The organism is Microbispora sp. H10885 (assembly GCF_014161415.1).
Lineage (GTDB): Bacteria > Actinomycetota > Actinomycetes > Streptosporangiales > Streptosporangiaceae > Microbispora > Microbispora triticiradicis.
The window spans coordinates 536,283-552,526 of the sequence record NZ_JABBWY010000005.1; the positions used below are offsets into that span (position 1 = coordinate 536,283).

At 73.1% G+C, this 16,244-nt stretch carries 14 protein-coding genes; 7 read left to right on the forward strand and 7 right to left on the reverse strand.

Annotation, left to right across the window (positions count from 1 at the left end; translation table 11 throughout):
- Window positions 1-1,098: a tRNA 2-thiouridine(34) synthase MnmA gene (gene mnmA / locus HHX37_RS16565; protein WP_259402541.1), complete on the reverse strand. Its 1,098-nt coding sequence runs from the start codon at window positions 1,096-1,098 to the stop codon at window positions 1-3.
- A 76-nt stretch (window positions 1,099-1,174) separates the two neighbouring features.
- Between mnmA and HHX37_RS16570 the strand changes: the two genes are divergently transcribed.
- From HHX37_RS16570 to HHX37_RS16580, 3 genes are all read left to right on the forward strand, one after another.
- Window positions 1,175-2,215: a DUF695 domain-containing protein gene (locus HHX37_RS16570; RefSeq protein ID WP_182881348.1), complete on the forward strand. Its 1,041-nt coding sequence runs from the start codon at window positions 1,175-1,177 to the stop codon at window positions 2,213-2,215.
- Between the two features lie 148 nt (window positions 2,216-2,363).
- Window positions 2,364-3,284 (forward strand): non-heme iron oxygenase ferredoxin subunit, encoded by a 921-nt coding sequence (locus HHX37_RS16575; RefSeq protein ID WP_220502896.1) that lies wholly within the window; start codon window positions 2,364-2,366, stop codon window positions 3,282-3,284.
- A complete protein-coding gene (locus tag HHX37_RS16580) occupies window positions 3,281-3,826 on the forward strand; it encodes a hemerythrin domain-containing protein (protein ID WP_182885945.1) in 546 nt (181 codons plus the stop codon). Before HHX37_RS16575 ends, HHX37_RS16580 begins: the two co-directional genes overlap by 4 nt.
- Window positions 3,827-3,859: 33 nt before the next feature.
- On the opposite strand, the gene HHX37_RS16585 is transcribed toward HHX37_RS16580, so the two are convergent.
- On the reverse strand, window positions 3,860-5,014 hold the full coding sequence (locus HHX37_RS16585) for a cysteine desulfurase family protein (protein WP_138463153.1): 1,155 nt from the start codon (window positions 5,012-5,014) through the stop codon (window positions 3,860-3,862).
- 120 nt (window positions 5,015-5,134) lie between these two features.
- Here HHX37_RS16585 and HHX37_RS16590 point away from each other — a divergent pair, with 120 nt between their 5' ends.
- Window positions 5,135-5,626 (forward strand): TetR/AcrR family transcriptional regulator, encoded by a 492-nt coding sequence (locus tag HHX37_RS16590; protein WP_182885946.1) that lies wholly within the window; start codon window positions 5,135-5,137, stop codon window positions 5,624-5,626.
- A 302-nt stretch (window positions 5,627-5,928) separates the two neighbouring features.
- Window positions 5,929-7,146, forward strand: a complete 1,218-nt coding sequence (locus tag HHX37_RS16595; RefSeq protein WP_182885947.1) for an MFS transporter — start codon at window positions 5,929-5,931, stop codon at window positions 7,144-7,146.
- A gap of 57 nt (window positions 7,147-7,203) precedes the next feature.
- Here the strand turns inward: HHX37_RS16595 and HHX37_RS16600 are convergent, their stop codons facing one another.
- The 3 genes from HHX37_RS16600 to HHX37_RS16610 all read right to left on the reverse strand — a co-directional run bounded on the left by HHX37_RS16600 (window position 7,204) and on the right by HHX37_RS16610 (window position 9,653).
- Window positions 7,204-7,737: an SRPBCC family protein gene (locus HHX37_RS16600; protein WP_182875346.1), complete on the reverse strand. Its 534-nt coding sequence runs from the start codon at window positions 7,735-7,737 to the stop codon at window positions 7,204-7,206.
- 171 nt (window positions 7,738-7,908) lie between these two features.
- Window positions 7,909-8,862: an electron transfer flavoprotein subunit alpha/FixB family protein gene (locus HHX37_RS16605; protein WP_182881345.1), complete on the reverse strand. Its 954-nt coding sequence runs from the start codon at window positions 8,860-8,862 to the stop codon at window positions 7,909-7,911.
- 11 nt (window positions 8,863-8,873) lie between these two features.
- Window positions 8,874-9,653, reverse strand: coding sequence for an electron transfer flavoprotein subunit beta/FixA family protein (locus tag HHX37_RS16610; protein ID WP_111698838.1), 780 nt, complete (start codon window positions 9,651-9,653; stop codon window positions 8,874-8,876).
- A 562-nt stretch (window positions 9,654-10,215) separates the two neighbouring features.
- Here HHX37_RS16610 and HHX37_RS16615 point away from each other — a divergent pair.
- Together HHX37_RS16615 and HHX37_RS16620 are read left to right on the forward strand one after the other, a co-directional pair.
- Complete coding sequence (locus HHX37_RS16615; RefSeq protein ID WP_182885948.1) at window positions 10,216-10,650, forward strand: hypothetical protein; 435 nt, start codon at window positions 10,216-10,218, stop codon at window positions 10,648-10,650.
- 168 nt (window positions 10,651-10,818) lie between these two features.
- Window positions 10,819-14,229 (forward strand): ATP-binding protein, encoded by a 3,411-nt coding sequence (locus HHX37_RS16620; RefSeq protein WP_182885949.1) that lies wholly within the window; start codon window positions 10,819-10,821, stop codon window positions 14,227-14,229.
- Here HHX37_RS16620 and HHX37_RS16625 read toward each other — a convergent pair.
- Together HHX37_RS16625 and HHX37_RS16630 are read right to left on the reverse strand one after the other, a co-directional pair.
- Window positions 14,213-14,890 carry a Crp/Fnr family transcriptional regulator gene (locus tag HHX37_RS16625; RefSeq protein ID WP_310740403.1) on the reverse strand — a complete coding sequence of 226 codons (678 nt, stop codon included), beginning with the start codon at window positions 14,888-14,890 and terminating at the stop codon, window positions 14,213-14,215. The genes HHX37_RS16620 and HHX37_RS16625 overlap by 17 nt on opposite strands.
- 114 nt (window positions 14,891-15,004) lie before the next feature.
- Window positions 15,005-16,234, reverse strand: a complete 1,230-nt coding sequence (locus HHX37_RS16630) for a serine/threonine-protein kinase (protein WP_182881342.1) — start codon at window positions 16,232-16,234, stop codon at window positions 15,005-15,007.
- Between the last annotated feature and the right edge of the window lie 10 nt (window positions 16,235-16,244).

The following is a 16,244-nucleotide window of genomic DNA, read 5'->3' on the forward strand; positions in this document are numbered from 1 at the left end:
TCAGACGGCCGAGGCGATCGTGGCGGAGCCGAGGACGGCGTCCCCGTCGTAGAGGACGGCCCCCTGGCCCGCCGCGACGCCGGTGGCCGGACGGTCCAGCTCGATGTGCAGCTCGCCGCCGGACAGCTGGGCGCGGCAGTCGTACACCTCGCCGTGCGCGCGTAGCTGCACCCGGCACGTGATCGGCTCGTACGGCTCCGGCAGCGGCCCGTTCCACACCGGGCGCTCGCCCACGACGGCGCGCACCTCCAGCGAGGCGCGCGGCCCGACGGTGACCGTGTTGGACACCGGCTCGATCGACAGCACGTAGCGCGGCCTGCCGTCGGCGGCGGGCCGGTCGACGCGCAGGCCCTTGCGCTGCCCGATCGTGAAGCCGTACGCCCCCTGGTGGCTGCCGACCACCTGGCCGGTGAGCGCGTCGACGATCGGCCCCTCGGCCGCGCCGAGCCGCTCGGCGAGGAACGCCCGGGTGTCGCCGTCGGCGATGAAGCAGATGTCGTGACTGTCCGGCTTGTCGGCCACGGTCAGCCCGCGCCGCGCGGCCTCCTCGCGCACCTCGGCCTTGGTCGAGCCGCCCAGCGGGAAGATCGCGTGCGCGAGCTGCTCACGGGTGAGCACGCCCAGCACGTACGACTGGTCCTTGGCGTCGTCGACGCTGCGCCGCAGCACGCCGTCCTCGAGCCGCGCGTGGTGGCCGGTGGCGACGGCGTCGAAGCCGAGCGCGAGCGCCCGGTCGAGCACCGCCTCGAACTTGATCTTCTCGTTACAGCGCAGGCAGGGATTGGGGGTGCGCCCGGCGGCGTACTCCCCGACGAAGTCCTCGACCACGTCGCGGTGGAACCGTTCGGCCATGTCCCACACGTAGAAGGGGATGCCGATGACGTCGGCGGCGCGGCGCGCGTCGCGGGCGTCCTCAAGGGTGCAGCAGCCGCGCGCGCCGGTGCGGTAGGACTGCGGGTTGGACGACAGCGCCAGGTGGACGCCGGTCACGTCGTGCCCCGCCTCGGCGATCCGGGCGGCGGCCACCGCGGAGTCGACCCCGCCGGACATGGCGGCGAGGACGCGGAGCTTTCCCGTGGGCTTTGCTGTGGGAGCCATAACAGTTCGAGGTTACCGCCCGCGGGCGCGCGCCCGCGTTGGCATCGGGGCGGGCGGGCTGGGAGGATGCGGGGTCATGCGACTGTTCGGGCGCGAGAGCGAGTCCGCCGACCCCGCCGAGGCCATCGCCGCGTTCTGGGCCTGGTGGGAACAGGCCCGTCCGGGGATCGACGCGCACGTGGAGGCGGAGGATCCCGAGGCCCTGGCCGAGGCCATCGGCCCGGCCGTCGCCGCGCTGCACCCGTCCCTCGTCTGGGAGGTCGTGCCCGGGCGTCTCGCCGTGCACGCGCTGGTCGTCAGCGCGTCGGGCGATCCGGAGCTGCGGCCGTTCGCCCACCGCTGGGCCCTGGCCGCGCCGCCGGTCGACGCGATGTGGGAGTTCCACCCGTCCCGGCAGGCGAACCCGCAGGCCGCGAACCTCACGGTCGGCGTCGCCGGGCGGGAGTTCGGGCTCGACCGGCTGGTGGTGGCGCTGCGCGTGCCGCCCGGCACGCCGCGCGTGGACGTCACCGCCTTTCACCCCATATTTCCGGACATCGATGACGACGCCCGGATGGAGGCGGCCCTCACCGCCCTCGACTGGCTGCTGGGCGAGGACGAGGTGGCCCGCTGGGTCGGCGAGATCCGGGCCGCCGAGTTCGAGCCGATCGACGCCCTCCCGGCGATCCACCTGCCCTCGGTCGTCGCCGACGTGGCGGAGGGGTTCAAGGAGGAGCAGTGGGCGCTGCTGGAGGGCCACACCTCCACCGGCGCCCGCCTCACCGCCGCGGCCCGCTATCCCCTGCGCCCTGTCGACTTCCCGCTGTTCGACCAGCACATCGCCGTCACGCTGCCGTACGAGCACGCGGACGCGGACGGGCAGCCCGCCGGGGCCTCCCTGGACGCGCTGCGCGAGTTCGAGGAGCGGCTGACCGGACGGCTGGCCGCGCACGGCTCGGCCGTGCTGGCGGCCCACCTGAGCGCCGACCACACCCGGACGCTGCATCTCTACGCCGACCCCTCCGGGAACGTGCCGCCGGTGATCGAGGAGGTCGCGGCCGGCTGGAAGGAGGGACCCGCCCGGATCGAGACGGCCGAGGATCCCTCCTGGAGCGCGGTCGCCCCCTTCCTGACCTGAACCGGCTTCCTGCCTCGAACCAGAAATTCAGCGCGTTTCATGACATACGGGACGGGCACGCCGCGATAGACGCGACGCGCGGGCGGGCGCCCGCGTTCCACCCGTTCCCGCAGCCTGCGGGGCCGATCCGATGGGATTGGGGTCGGACATGGCGCACCGCGCACTGCACCGGATGATGGACGCGATCGAGGGCGAAGGCCGACTCGACCGGCCGGGCCATCGGCTCGAACAGGGTCTCGCGTTCACGGAGAACCTCCTCGGGGTCACCAGGGGCCGCGCCCGCGGCCTCCTGCACGGCGTATGGCTGGGACACCCCCTTCATCCGCTGCTCACCGACGTCCCGATCGGCTCGTGGACGACGGCGCTGGTCCTGGACCTCACCGGGCGCAGGCGGGCCGCGCGGACGGCCGTGGGAGTCGGCCTCGCCGGAGCGCTGGCCGCGGCCGTGACCGGCCTGCACGACTGGCAGCACACCCACGACAACGCCCGGCGGGTCGGACTGGTTCACGGCACGCTCAACGCGCTCGCCCTCGGCCTGTACGGCTGGTCGTGGTGGCAGCGGGGCCGGGGCCGCCATCTGCGCGGGCGGCTCGCCGCCCTGCTCGGCTATCCGGTGATCATGGTCAGCGGCTACCTCGGCGGGGCGCTCACCTACAACCACCGGATCGGGGTCGACCAGACGGACCGGCGGCTCGAACCACGCCGTTTCACCCGGGTGCTGGCCGAGCGCGAGCTGACGGACGGCAGGCCGCACCGGGCGCGGGCGGATGGCGTGGAGGTCGTCCTGGTCCGCTCGGACGGCCGCGTCCACGCCCTGGAGGACGCCTGCCCGCACCTGGGCGGCCCGCTGTCCCAGGGCTGGCTCCGCGACGGCTCCATCACCTGTCCCTGGCACGGCTCGGCGTTCGAGCTGCACAGCGGAGAGAGCCTGAACGGCCCGGCCGTCACGCCCGCGCCGTGCTTCCAGACCCGCGTACGCGACGGGTGGATCGAGGTGCGCCGGGCGCCCACGGTGGTCACCGCGCCGCCCGGAAGCGCCCTGGTCCACCAGCAGGAGGTGCGGCCATGAGAAGGCGGCCCGAGGTGCTCACCGAGGTGCGGGAGGCGCCGGAGCGCGAGAAGGCCACGCGGGTGCTCGTGGAGCACCACGAGGTGCTGCGCGGGCTCATGCGGCGCCTGCTGGCGACGCCGCGCTCCGAGCCAGGACGGCGGCGCGCGCTCGCCGACGAGCTGTTCGACGAGCTGCGGATGCACGAGGTCATCGAGGAGGAGATCTTCTATCCCGCGATGCGGGACGTCACCCCGGGCATCGCGGCCGCCTGGTCCGAGCACCGCCAGCTCAGCGACCAGCTCGCGGCGCTGGTCCGCGCCGACCCGCGGACCGGGCGGTTCGACCGGGAGCTGGGGGTGATGCACGACGCGCTGGAGTCGCACGCCCACCTGGACGAGGAACGGGAGATGTTCCCCGAGATCGAGCGCTTCGCGGACGAGGAGCTGCTGGTCGAGCTGGGTGACCGGCTCCGGGACCGGCTGCGGCGGCTGCGCTCGTCACGGCGCACGCGGATGGTCCTCCGCCTGCAACGGGCGCTGCTGCGCCGGACCGCCCGATAGCGGCGTACGGCGGAGGTATACGGCGATGTCGCGCTACGACAGGCCGGCGCGGCGGGCGCGCTCCACGACCTGTCCGATGACCTCGGTGACCCGGTCGACGTCCTCCTCGGTGGACGTGTGACCGAGCGAGAAGCGCAGCGAGCCACGGGCGCGCACGCCGTCCTGACCCATCGCCAGCAGCACGTGGGACGGCTGGGCCACCCCGGCCGAGCAGGCCGAGCCGGTGGAGCACTCCACGCCCTTGGCGTCGAGCAGCATGAGCAGGGCGTCGCCCTCGCAGCCGGGGAACGAGAAGTGGGCGTTGGCCGGCAGCCGGTCCGCCGGGTCGCCGTTCAGCACGACGTCGGGGACGGCCCGCCGTACGCGCTCGACGAGGTCGTCGCGGAGCGCCGACAGGCGCTCCGCGGTCGCGGGCTGCCGCGCGACGGCGGTCTCGACGGCCGCGGCGAACCCGGCGATGGCCGGGGCGTCGAGCGTGCCGGAGCGGATGTCGCGTTCCTGCCCGCCGCCGTGCAGGACGGGGACGGGATCGACGCCGCGCGCCAGCAGCAGCGCCCCCACGCCCACGGGCCCGCCGACCTTGTGGCCGGAGACGGTCATGGCGTCCACGCCCGAGTCGGCGAACGAGACCGGAAGCTGGCCGACCGCCTGCACCGCGTCGGTGTGGAACGGGATGCCGTGCTCGTGCGCGATGGCGGCCAGCACGCGCACCGGCTGAACGGTTCCCACCTCGTTGTTGGCCCACATCACGCTCACCAGCGCGACGTCGTCCGGGTCGCGGGCGATGGCCTCGCGCAGCGTCTCGGGGTGGACCCGGCCCTGCTCGTCGACCGGGAGTAACTCGACCCGGGCGTCATGGTTGTCGCCCAGCCAGTGGGCGGGGTCGAGGGCGGCGTGGTGCTCGATCGCGCTGACCAGGATCCTCGGCCGCTTCCTCGCCCAGAACAGGCCCTTGATGGCGAGGTTGTCGGCCTCGGTGCCGCCGGCCGTGAACACGACCTCGCTGGGCCGGGCGCCGAGCGCGCCGGCGATCGTCTCGCGCGACTCCTCGACGACCCGGCGGGCGCGGCGGCCCGCCGCGTGCAGGGAGGAGGGATTGCCCACCTGGCCGAGCTGGGCCGTCATCGCCTCGATCGCCTCGGGCCGCATCGGGGTGGTCGAGGCATGGTCCAAGTACGCAGATCCCATGACCCCTCCCCTGTACGGCTTTTCGTGCGCACCAAGCGTATCCGGGGAGAAGGGGAACACCGGAACGGTGTCGCGAGTTAACCGTCCAGACGGTACAGTAGGCGGCATGAGGAGGGTGGCATGAGGCGAGACGAGTTGCTCGACGCGGCCGAGGCCCTGCTGCAGGACCAGGGCGCCCAGGCCCTGACCCTGGCGGCGGTGGCCGAGAGCGCCGGCGTCAGCAAGGGCGGCCTCCTCTACCACTTCGCCAGCAAGGAGGCGCTCGTCAGAGGGATGATCGAGCGCCTGATCGCCGACTTCGACGCGCTGATCGAGGCCCAGGGGGAGAGCACCTACACGCGGTCCTACCTCGCCGCGACGTTCGAGGCGGTGGAGACCGGCCGGCTCCGGCGCTGGGCGGTGGTCACGGGCGCCGCCGGTGATCCCGCGCTGCTCGCGCCGCTGCGCGAGGCGATGGCCCGCTGGATGCGTCAGGGCCTGGACGACGAGCCCGACCCGCCGGCGTCCCAGATCGTACGGCTGGCCTGCGAGGGCGTCTGGGAGGTCGCCACCCACTGTGCGGCGATCATCGACTTCGCCGCCGTCCGCGCCAGGCTGCTCGCCCTGTTATAGGGCCCTGCTCAGCAGGCGCCGTCGCGGCGCTCTGTGCAACTTCTCTGTGCAACCTGTCCGCAACCCGTCCGCGCAACTCGCCCGCGTGACCCGTCCGCGCCCGCGCGGAGGTGACTCGTCCGCGCCCGCGCGGAATCCATGACGCGCCGCACCGGCGCGGACCGTGCCCACTACACCGAGCCGCACGCGCGCCTGGTGGTCGCCCTTCCTTCCGGCTGATGCCGTGAAAGGGCGACCTGCTGCTGTCTGCCCACTTCTCCGGGTTCGGAAACCCACTTGACACACATGGAAAGGAAGCTGTGATGACCCGCGCTTTGAGGAAGGCCCGTCACGGGGCAGTCCTCACCTTCGTCCTGGCCGGCCTGATGTGCGGAACGTTCACCGTGCGCCTCCCCGCGCTGGCCGACCGGCTCCGCCTGCCGGAGTCGTCGGTCGGCCTCGCCCTGCTCGGCTGGGGAGTCGGCGCGCTGCTGACGATGCAGATCATGCGCGTCGTGCTGGGCAGAGCCGGGAGCCGCGGCGTCCTGCGCGCGGCCGTTCCCCTGTGCGCGGCATCACTGGTCCTCGTCGCGCTCGCGCCGACTTTCCCCGCCCTGGTCGCCGCCACCGCGCTGTTCGGCATGGCGTTCGGCGCGGTCGATGTCGGCATGAACGCGCAGGGCTCCCTGGTCGAGCGCGCGTACGGCCGGCCGATCATGATCGGCATGCACGCGGGCTGGTGCGTCGGCGCGATCTCGGCGGGCCTGCTGGGCACGGCCGCCATCGCGCTGGGCCTGTCCCTCACCACCCACATCCTCCTGGTGGCCCTGATCTCGGCGCCCGCCGCGCTGGCCCTCAGCCGTACCCACCTGGCCGACCGCGCGCCGGAGTCGGGCGCCGCACGGGAGAGCGGCCGGGCCCGGCGGAGGCTGCCGGGGGTCGTCTACCTGCTCGGTGCGATCACCTTCGCCGCTTTCATGGTCGAGGGCGTCGTCGCCGACTGGAACGGGCTCTACCTGCTCGGCACGCTGCACGCCTCAGAGGCGGTCGCCGCGCTCGGCTACCCGGTGTTCGAGGCCGGCATGCTGGTCGCGCGGCTCGGCGGCGACCGGCTGCGTGGACACCTCGGCGCCCGCGCGCTCATCGCCCTCTCCGGCGGGGCCACGGCCCTGGCGTTCCTCGCCGTCATCGCCGCGCCGGTGACGGCGGCGGCCGTGGCCGGGCTGTTCTTCGTCGGGCTCGCGGTGGCGACGATCTCACCGATGGCGCTGTCGCTCGCGGGCACCGCGACGGCCGAGCCGGGCCCCGCGATCGCGCAGGCGAGCGCCATGGGCTACGCGGGACTGCTGCTCGGGCCGGTCGTGATCGGCTTCCTGTCCGCCGCGGCGTCGCTGCGGCTGGCCATGGGCGTGGCCGTCGTCCTCGGCGTCGTCATCGCCGCGGCGGGACGGCTGCTGCCCGCGTCCCGTACGGAGATCGTCCCGCTGCGGGCGTCCGCCCGGGACGGCGGCGAGGAGCCCCACCTGCCGCTGGCCGCCTGACACCCGCACCTACGCCCGGCCCGGGAACCGGCCGGGGAGCCGGCCGGGGACGTCCGGTCACCCCCGGCCGGCCTTGGCGGTCTCCTCGGCGAGGGTGACGAGCCGGTCCACGGTCTCGGGCAGCGCGCCGCCCAGGATCTTCTTCATGATGGGGGTCAGCACGAGCGCGGTCGGTCCCTTCACGACGACCTTGAAGGTCACCTCGCGCGTGCCGTCGCCGCGGTCCTCGATGGTGTGCTCCCAGTCCATGAAGGTGCCACCGGGCAGGAAGAACCGGTCGGTGTACCTGCGCATGGGGTCGCACTCGATGATCTCGAAGCGGACGGCCGACTGGCCCTTCAGCTTGACGTGACCGGTGGCGCCGAGGGCGAACGGCCCCTCGTCGAGGCGGATCCAGTCCAGCCCGTCGTCCCAGCGGACGCGCGCGGGAACGTCCTCCCAGAGGGGCCAGATGTGCTCCGGCTCGGCCGTGGTCTGCCGCGTGACCGTGATGAGGTGCGTGGTGCGCAGTTTTCCGAGCGCGGCCACCGTCGCGGCGATCACCGCCGTGCCGGCCGAACCGCGTATGAGCATCTTGATCGCGCTTGCCATCCGAACCATCCCCTCGAATCTGGTCAACTGTCTGTATCATACGTATGTATAAGACAAATTGCCAGGGATGGCGGTGATTTCAAGCGAGATCGCCCCACTACCCCCATACAACCTCATGAACGCCGGAAGCGGCGCCGCGTCGGCCGCGCGGCGCCGCTTCCGGTCCGGGTGCTACTTGCGCTTCTCGATCTCCTCGGTGAGCTGCGGGACGATCTGGAACAGGTCGCCCACCACGCCGTAGTCGGCGACTTCGAAGAGCGGCGCCTCGGCGTCCTTGTTGATCACCACGATCGTCTTCGAGGTCTGCATGCCGGCCCGGTGCTGGATCGCGCCGGAGATGCCGGCCGCGATGTAGAGCTGCGGCGACACCGTCTTGCCGGTCTGGCCGACCTGGAACTGGTGCGGGTACCACCCGGCGTCGGTCGCGGCGCGCGAGGCGCCGACCGCCGCGCCGAGGGAGTCGGCGAGCTTCTCGATGATCGCGAAGTTCTCGCCCGAGCCCACGCCCCGGCCGCCGGAGACCACGATCGCGGCCTCGGTCAGTTCGGGCCGGCCGCCCTTCTCCTGCACGACCCGCTCCACGATCCGCGCGGCGCGGGCGGCGTCCGACAGGGCGACCTCCACCTTCTCCTCGGCGCCGGCCCCGGCCGCCGCGACGGGAGCGGTACTGTTCGGCCGGACGGTGATGATCGGAATGCCCCTGGTCACCCGGCTGTGGACGTTGACGCCGCCACCGAAGATCGACTGCTCGGCGACGAAGCCCTCGCCGACGCCCACGGCGTCGGCGATCACACCGGAGTCCGTCTTGATCGCGAGCCGGCCCGCGACCTCCTTGCCCTCACCGGTGGCCGCGAGGAAGACCGCGGCCGGGGAGCGCTCGGCCACCAGGTGCGCGAGCACCTCGGCCTTGGGCGCCGCCACGTAGTCGCCGATCTCGTCGGCCGCCGCCACGTAGATCTTCTCCGCGCCGTACTCGGCGAGCCTGGCCTTCGCGCTGTCCGAGTAGCCGGGGCCGGCCCACACCGCGGCCGGTGTGCCCAGCGACCGGGCCAGGGTCAGCAGCTCGAAGGTGACCTTCTTGACGTCGCCGTCGACGTGGTCGACGAGAACCAGGATCTCACTCATCTCGCAGCCCCTCAGATGAACTTCTTCGACGCGAGGAACTCGGCGGCCCTGGCGCCGCCGTCACCCTCGTCCTTGATCACGGTGCCCGCGGCCCGGGGTGGGGCGGCGGCGAAGTCGACGACCTCGCTCCAGGAGTTGGCGAGGCCCACCTGGTCGGCCGCGATGTCCGCGTCGGCGATGCCGAGCGTCTCGACCGGCTTCTTCTTGGCGGCCATGATCCCCTTGAACGACGGGTACCTCGGCTCGTTGATCTTCTCCACGACGGACACGACGGCCGGCAGCGAGGCCTCGACCTTGTCGTAGCCGTAGTCGGTGATCCGCTCGACCCGGATGGCGGTGCCCTCGACCTCGACCTTGCTCGCCAGGGTGAGCTGGGGGGCGCCGAGCCGCTCGGCCAGCATCGCGGCGAGCATCCCGGTGCGGGCGTCGGTCGACTCCGAGCCCAGGATGACCAGGTCGAAGCCGATCTTCTTCAACGCCTGGGAGACGGCGTAGGAGGTGCCCAGGGCGTCCGAGCCGTGCAGCGCGTCGTCGTGCAGGTGGACCGCCTTGTCCGCGCCCATCGCCAGGGCCTTGCGGATGGTCTCGGTGGTCTTGGCCGGGCCCATGCTCAGGACGGTGACCTCACCGCCGTGGGCCTCCTTGAGCCGCAGCGCCTCCTCGACCGCGTACTCGTCGAGCTCGTTGACGACGCCGTCGGCGGCGTCGCGGTCGAGCGTCTTGTCATCGGACCTCAGCTTGCGCTCGGTCGCCGTGTCGGGGACCTGCTTCACGCAGACGACGATGTTCATGGCCGGTGGCCGACCTCCCCTTTCCGTACGGCTGACGCCGCGGTTTCGGTACGTGGCGCGGGGTACGCGCACGTGCTGCAAGACTGCCAGGTGCTCGCGGGCGCGGTTGCGCAGGTGGCCCGGGTGTCGAGCATGTCCCTGGTCCCCCACGCACAATGTTACCCATCGGTAGCTTAGGTGCAAACCTCCAGGTCTTTACGGCCGCGTCCTTCGGTCGAGGAATTCCCAGAACCCGGTCACGCCCACCCCACCCTACCGAACTATGTTCCAGAAGCCCCCGGGGAGGTCCCTGTCGCCGGGACCTCGGGTGCGGGCCCGCGAGCGGAAGGCACGGCGGTGGGCGCGCCCCCGAGTTCCTCCGCGCGCTGTCCCCGCATCTCGGGGGAACCGCGTCCCCAGCACTGCGCGGCGCCGCCGGAGACCGTACCCGACCGGCGGACTGTAGCGAAATACATCATCGCTCTGTATAGGACGAAACAGACTTCGCCGACTTCTCCGGGTGAACTGAGTGCTGTTCCGAAAAGGCACCCGGGCATGAGCCCAAGGGGGGAAAGGAAGGGCGATGAACAGAATTCTCCGATGGGCGGCGGCGCCGCTCGCCGTGGCGGCGCTGGCGGGGACGACGCTGCTGCCGGCCGCATCGGCGTCGGCCGCGACGGGCGCGACGGCCATGACGACGTACACGATCGAGCTGATCTCCCTGACGTGCAACAAGAAGCAGGACGTCGACAAGGACGAGCCGGAGCTGTTCATCGACGGGGTCAGCAAGTTCGGGCCCGGCAGCATGAAGAAGGGCGACACGGCGATCCTGACCGGGAGGTCGGCCACCTTCACGGGCACGGCCACGATGGAGCTGTTCGAGGTGGACAACGGCCAGGACGACTTCCTCGGCAGCGCCCAGGTCACCTCGGCCCAGGCCGACGGCAACGTCCACGTCGCGACATTCGACTTCCGCAATCACGCGAAGTACACGCTCCTGTACGAAGTCACGTCCTGACGCGTCGTCAGCACCGACCACCTTGGCGGGCGCCGGAGAGAATTCCGGCGCCCGCCGTTCGCCGCGACCCGGAGTAGACGCATTTATCGGCATTAATGCCTATAAGTGACCTTGAAACGCATATACCATCGGGCCACTCGCACGGGGTCACGCCGACGGGGGTCGCGGATGGACGAGTTGCAGGTGCGCGTGCTCAAAACCTCGTCTCTGACAGCCGGGGACGGCTCCGCCGTGCCCGTGCGATCGGCGAAGGCGAAGGCCGTGCTGTTCTACCTGGCGGTGGAGGGCACACCGCAGACGAGACCGGCCCTCGCCGGGCTGCTGTGGGGTGATCGCGCGGAGGCGAACGCACGCGGAAGCCTCCGGCTCGCCCTGATGGAACTGCGCCGGGCCGCCGGGAGCCACCTTCTCGTCGACCGGACCCACGTCGCCTTCGACCGCGGCCGTCCGTACTCGCTGGACTGGGCGGACCTGGTCGAGAACGGTTCGGTGCCCGCGGACTACCACGGCGGCTTCCTGGACGACCTCGTGGTCGCGGACGCCCCCGCCTTCGACGACTGGGTCGCCGGACGCCGGCGGCAGGCCGGGCACGCCGCGGCGCAGGCGCTCGGCGAGCGGGCACGGGCGGCCTGGAACCGGGGCGACTGCGACGGCGCCGTACGGCTGGCGCGCCGGGTCCTCGCCGTCGACGGGCTGGACGAGAGCGCCCACCGGCTGATCATCGAGGTCATGTCGGCCACGGGCAACCGGGCGGGCGCCCTGACGCAGTACGAGGCGTGCCGCCGGAGCCTGGACCGCGAACTCGGCGTCGCACCCGATCCCCGCACCCAGGCGCTCCGGCAACGGATCGCGCTCGGCGGGCCGTCCGCTCACTCACCGGCTCGCGGTGCGCAGGCCGCCGCGCCGCTCCGCGAGGGTCCGCGGGGTGGTACGGCCACACGGCGGCTGCCCCGGCCGCTGACCCGGTTGATCGGCCGCGAGGCCGAGATCGAGAACGTCCGCGCGAAGCTGCGCGACCGGGAGGTGCGGTTGCTCACGCTGACCGGACCGGGCGGCGTGGGCAAGACGAGGCTCGCCGTCGCCGTCGCCGAACGGCTCGACGAGGAAGTGCTGTTCGTCTCGTTCGCGTCGGTGAGGCCGCAGGACACCACGGCGCAGCCGTACGACATCACCGCGGTGGCGGCCGTCAGCGGGATGGCCGGCGAGGTGGACGTGGTCGCGACGACGCTGGCGGAGGCCGTCGGCGTCGACCTGACCCCAACGCGGCCCGCCCGCGATCTGCTGCTCGCCGCCGTACGTCACCGCGACCTGATCCTGGTGCTGGACAACCTGGAGCACCTGCCCAGCGTGGCGCCGCTGGCCGGGGCGATCCTGTCGGCCGCGCCCGCTGTACGGATCCTGGCGACCTCCCGGCGCAGGATGGGAATCTGCGCCGAGCACGTCCACGAGGTGCCCGCGCTGTGCGGCGCCTCGGCGCGGGCGCTGCTGCTGGAACGCGCCAGAGCCCTGGTGCCGGACATCGCCCCCGACACACACGCGCTCGACCGTGTCTGCCGGGCGGTCGGCGGGCTGCCTCTCGCCGTCGAGCTGGCCGCGGCGCTGACCCGGGCGATGACCTGCGAGGAGATCGCGGAGCATCTCCACCCGGGCGGTCCCGCGGCCCGCGCCGCGCATGCTCCGGCGGACCTTCTGGTGCATCCGCAACCGGCGGCGACCACCCGGCACGCGAGCATGAAGCAGGTCTTCGACACCTCCTGGCGCCTCCTCACCGCCGTCGAGCAGCGGGCGCTGGCCGCCGTCTCGGTGTTCGCCGGCGGTTTCACGCTTCCCGCCGGGATCGAGGTCGCGGGCACCACCGCCGTGGTCGTCGCGAGGCTCATCGATCACTCACTGGTGCGCCGCGACCACGACGGCCGACACCGCGTCCACGAGCTCGTGCGGCAGTACGCGGTCGCACACCTCGCCGACGAGTCACCCCGGGCTCGCCACGCCGCCTGGTACGCCCGGTTTCTCCAAGACCGGGCGGGTCGGCTTCGCGATTACGCCGACACGGCCGTGCTCGGCGAGATCGAGCCGGAGATCGACGACGTCCGGCAGGCCTGGCGGCACGTGGTCCACGGGCCGGCCGATCAGGACCGGGCGGCCTTCGCGGAGAGCTACTGGACGCTGTGCCTGCGCAGGCACTGCTACGCCGAAGCGCTGTCCGTGGCCCACGACATGATCGCGGCCGTACGGCCGGAGGACCGGGCGGCGTCGGCACGGTGGCACCGGCTGGCGGGGTTGGCGCACTTCCAGTTCGAGCGCGGCGCGGAGAGCCTGACGGCCTTCAGGAGGGCGCTGGCGATCGCGGACCGGCCGCTGCCGTCGACCTGGGCCGAGAAGGCGAGTGCGGTGGCCGGGGGGCTGGCGCGCCAGGTGATCCGCCGCACTACTCCCCTCAGCGGACGCGCCCGGACGGGGCCGGCGCGCGAACTCGCCGCCGAGGCCGCGCGCACCCTGTCCGTCCTCGCCGAACTCGGCTATCACCGGCAGGAGCAGGGCACGATGCTGCTCAGCGTGGTGCGCCACCTCGACGCGGCGGAGCGGGCGGGCGGCCCGGTCGAACGCGGCGAGGCGTATGCGAACGTCGCCGTCGTGGCCGCCCTCGCCGGGTCCGAGGCGGTGGCCCGGCGCTACGGCCGCCTCGCCGACGAGCAGATCGCCACGGTGCCGGACCCGGTGGCGGTCTCCCGTGCCCGTCTCGCGCGCGGGCTGCGGCTCATCGCGGAAGGGCGGTTCGCCGCCGCGCACCGGGTCCTCACGCTGGCCCGCCGGCACCCCGCCGATCCCCGGCTCGCGGAGCACTGCCTCGGGCTCCTCGCCGATCTGGAGATCCAGCGAGGGTGCTACGCGGCCGCCGCGCAGCTGATGGCGGCGGTGGCCGAGACGTCGGTTACGCGGATGGGCGAGACCGTGTCCGGTTACTGGGGGCTGACCGGGCAGGCGGAGGCGCTGCTGCGGCTCGTCGATGGCGACCCCGCAGACGTGAGCGCGGTCCTGAAGGCCGCCGAGGAGGCGACACTGGCGTTGCCGGTGCTCGGCGAGGACCACTTCGCCCGGGCCGGCGCCAAGATCCCGGCGATCCAGCGGCTGCGGCTCGGCGTGGCACGGGCCCGGTTCCACCTGCTCGGCGACGACGTGCCCGCCGCCCGCCTGGCGCTGGACGACGCGCTGCGTACGGCGGACCGGCCGGACATGCCGCTCAGGGGCACCCTGGAGGCGTGGGCGGGGCTGGCCGAGGTGCTGTGGGCGCTGGAGGCGGACGACCCGGCCGTGCGTGAGGTGGCGCGCCACATGTCCCGGCTGGCTCGCCGTACCCCGTCGGCGGCGGCCCGCATGGGCTGGGCGACGGCGCTGACGCACGAGGTGACCGGACGGCGGCCGAGGGCCCGGCTGGCCGCCGGGCGCGCTCTGGCGGCCGCTCGCCGTCTGGGCATCGCCTTCGACGAGGCCAGGTCGCTCGAAGTCCTGGGCGAGACGGAGGAGGCCGCCCGGATCCACGCCCGCCTGGGCACCGCGCCGGTCATCCGGCGTCGCTGAACACCGGTGGTCGCACCGGGAGGCGGTGTCCTGAGCGGCGCCGCAGGGCGTCGACGTTCCGGATGACGATCTCCCGGCGGCCGGTCTCGATCCAGCCGTGATCGCGAAGCACGCGCAGTGCCTTCGCCGTCGCGATCCGGGACGAGCCGGTCCAGCCCGCCAGTTCCTCCTGCGAGAGCGGCAGGGTGATCCTCAACCCGGCGGGGCACCGCGCGCCGTACCGGTCGGCGAGCTCCACCAGCCGTCTGGTCACCCGGCCGAGCGTGTCGACCGAGTGGAACTCGACCAGCTTCTCCTCGGTCTCGCGTAATCTCCGGCCGAGCAGGCGTACCAGGGAGCTCATGACATGGGGGCGGGCCCGCAGGTGGGCGGCGAACGACAACGCGGGCAGGGACAGCACCGTCACCGGTTCGAGCGCGGCGGCCGAGACGGGCCGCTCCCGTTCTCCCAGCGCCGACAACTCCCCCAGCAGTTCTCCCGGCCCGAGGATCCACAGCAGGACCTCGGTCCCGGCCATGGTCGAGCAGGTGACCTTCACCCTGCCCGACCGCAGCACCAGCACCTGGTCCGCCCCATCGCCCTCGCGGAACAGCACCGCACCGGCGGGCCAGTGCCGTACGCGCCCGCCCAGGTCCGCCAGTTCCTCGTCCCACCGCTCCACCGCGTCTCCTCCCCTCCGCGCAGAGGATGGCAGAGGTGACGTCAGCGCATCGTTTGCCGGGCGTTAGCGGCCGCCCGAGCCCTCAGCCGGGGACGGGAAGGGCGGCAGCGGGGTTCAGCTCGCGAACACGAGCATGACGAGGATGAACACCACGGTGCCGACGGCCATGAGCAGCGTCGTGGTGCTGAACAGCGTGCTGAGCAGCGCCCAGACCCCGACGGCGCCCGCACCGCCGGCGGCGTCCACCACGAGCCTGCGCCGCCGCGACCGTGCCAGCAGCACGAACCCCGCGTCGGCCACCAGGGCGATGCCGTAGAGGACCAGCAGGAGAAGCGACACCTCCGGGAGGTTCGCCCGCGCGGCGGCGGCGAACAGGCCCACGACCACCGCGGAGCCCACGACCCAGCGGCGGTGCAGCTTCTCCCGGCGCGCGGCCCGCGGGTCGTCCACCTCCGCCCGCTTCGCACTCCGGTCGGGCCGCCGATCACCCGGCCGCCACTCGCGGGTGGACGCCTCGGAGAGGGCCCGCCGCGAGGCCTCGAAGCCGTCCGGCATCGGCGCGGCCTCGTTCAGGCGGCCGGCCAGCCCGGCCGTCTCCGGACGGGCCGCCGGATCGCCGCTCAGGCACCGCTCCACCAGCGGGACGAGCCACGACGGCACGCCCGACAGGTCGGGCTCCCGGTGCACCACCCGATAGGCGACGGCCGCCGCGGGCCCCGTCCCGTACGGCTGCCGCCCGGACGCGGCGAAGGCCACCGTCGCCCCCCAGGCGAACACGTCGGCCTCCGGTCCGGCGTCCCGGCCCTCCAGCACCTCCGGAGCCAGATAGCCGGGCGTCCCCACCACCGCGCCCGACGCGGTCACCGACGCCGACTCCAGCGCGCAGGCGATGCCGAAGTCGATCACGTACGGCTCGCCGTCGGAGACGATCACATTGGCCGGCTTGAGATCGCGGTGGACGACCCCGGCCGCGTGGATCGACTCCAGCGCCTCCGCCAGCCCCAGCGCCAGCCGCAGCAGGGCCGCGCCGGTGACCGGCCCGTCCTTCGCCACCACCGTGCTGAGCGGCCTGCCCTGCACGTACCGGGTGACGATGTAGGGCCGCTCCCCCGACAGCGAGGCGTCGAGCACCTCGGCGACGTGCCGCCCGCGCACCCGGCGCATGGTCTCCACCTCGCGCGCCAGACGGGTGATCGCGAACGCGTCGGAGGCGACGTGGGGATGCAGGATCTTGACGGCGACCGTGCGCCCGTCGGCGTCGAGCGCGAGATGGACCTCCCCGAACCCTCCCGACCCGAGCGTGGAGATCAAGCGATAAGGACCGATCTCTTCCGTCGTGCCCATTGCGTCTCCC

Coding starts and splice junctions, on each gene's coding strand:
- HHX37_RS16595 (WP_182885947.1), top strand. CDS start 5,929: ATGACCCGCGCTTTGAGGAAGGCCCGTCACGGGGCAGTCCTCACCTTC.
- HHX37_RS16580 (WP_182885945.1), top strand. CDS start 3,281: ATGAGAAGGCGGCCCGAGGTGCTCACCGAGGTGCGGGAGGCGCCGGAG.
- HHX37_RS16615 (WP_182885948.1), top strand. CDS start 10,216: ATGAACAGAATTCTCCGATGGGCGGCGGCGCCGCTCGCCGTGGCGGCG.
- HHX37_RS16590 (WP_182885946.1), top strand. CDS start 5,135: ATGAGGCGAGACGAGTTGCTCGACGCGGCCGAGGCCCTGCTGCAGGAC.
- HHX37_RS16575 (WP_220502896.1), top strand. CDS start 2,364: ATGGCGCACCGCGCACTGCACCGGATGATGGACGCGATCGAGGGCGAA.
- HHX37_RS16630 (WP_182881342.1), bottom strand. CDS start 16,234: ATGGGCACGACGGAAGAGATCGGTCCTTATCGCTTGATCTCCACGCTC.
- HHX37_RS16605 (WP_182881345.1), bottom strand. CDS start 8,862: ATGAGTGAGATCCTGGTTCTCGTCGACCACGTCGACGGCGACGTCAAG.
- HHX37_RS16570 (WP_182881348.1), top strand. CDS start 1,175: ATGCGACTGTTCGGGCGCGAGAGCGAGTCCGCCGACCCCGCCGAGGCC.
- HHX37_RS16585 (WP_138463153.1), bottom strand. CDS start 5,014: ATGGGATCTGCGTACTTGGACCATGCCTCGACCACCCCGATGCGGCCC.
- mnmA (WP_259402541.1), bottom strand. CDS start 1,098: ATGGCTCCCACAGCAAAGCCCACGGGAAAGCTCCGCGTCCTCGCCGCC.
- HHX37_RS16600 (WP_182875346.1), bottom strand. CDS start 7,737: ATGGCAAGCGCGATCAAGATGCTCATACGCGGTTCGGCCGGCACGGCG.
- HHX37_RS16620 (WP_182885949.1), top strand. CDS start 10,819: ATGGACGAGTTGCAGGTGCGCGTGCTCAAAACCTCGTCTCTGACAGCC.
- HHX37_RS16610 (WP_111698838.1), bottom strand. CDS start 9,653: ATGAACATCGTCGTCTGCGTGAAGCAGGTCCCCGACACGGCGACCGAG.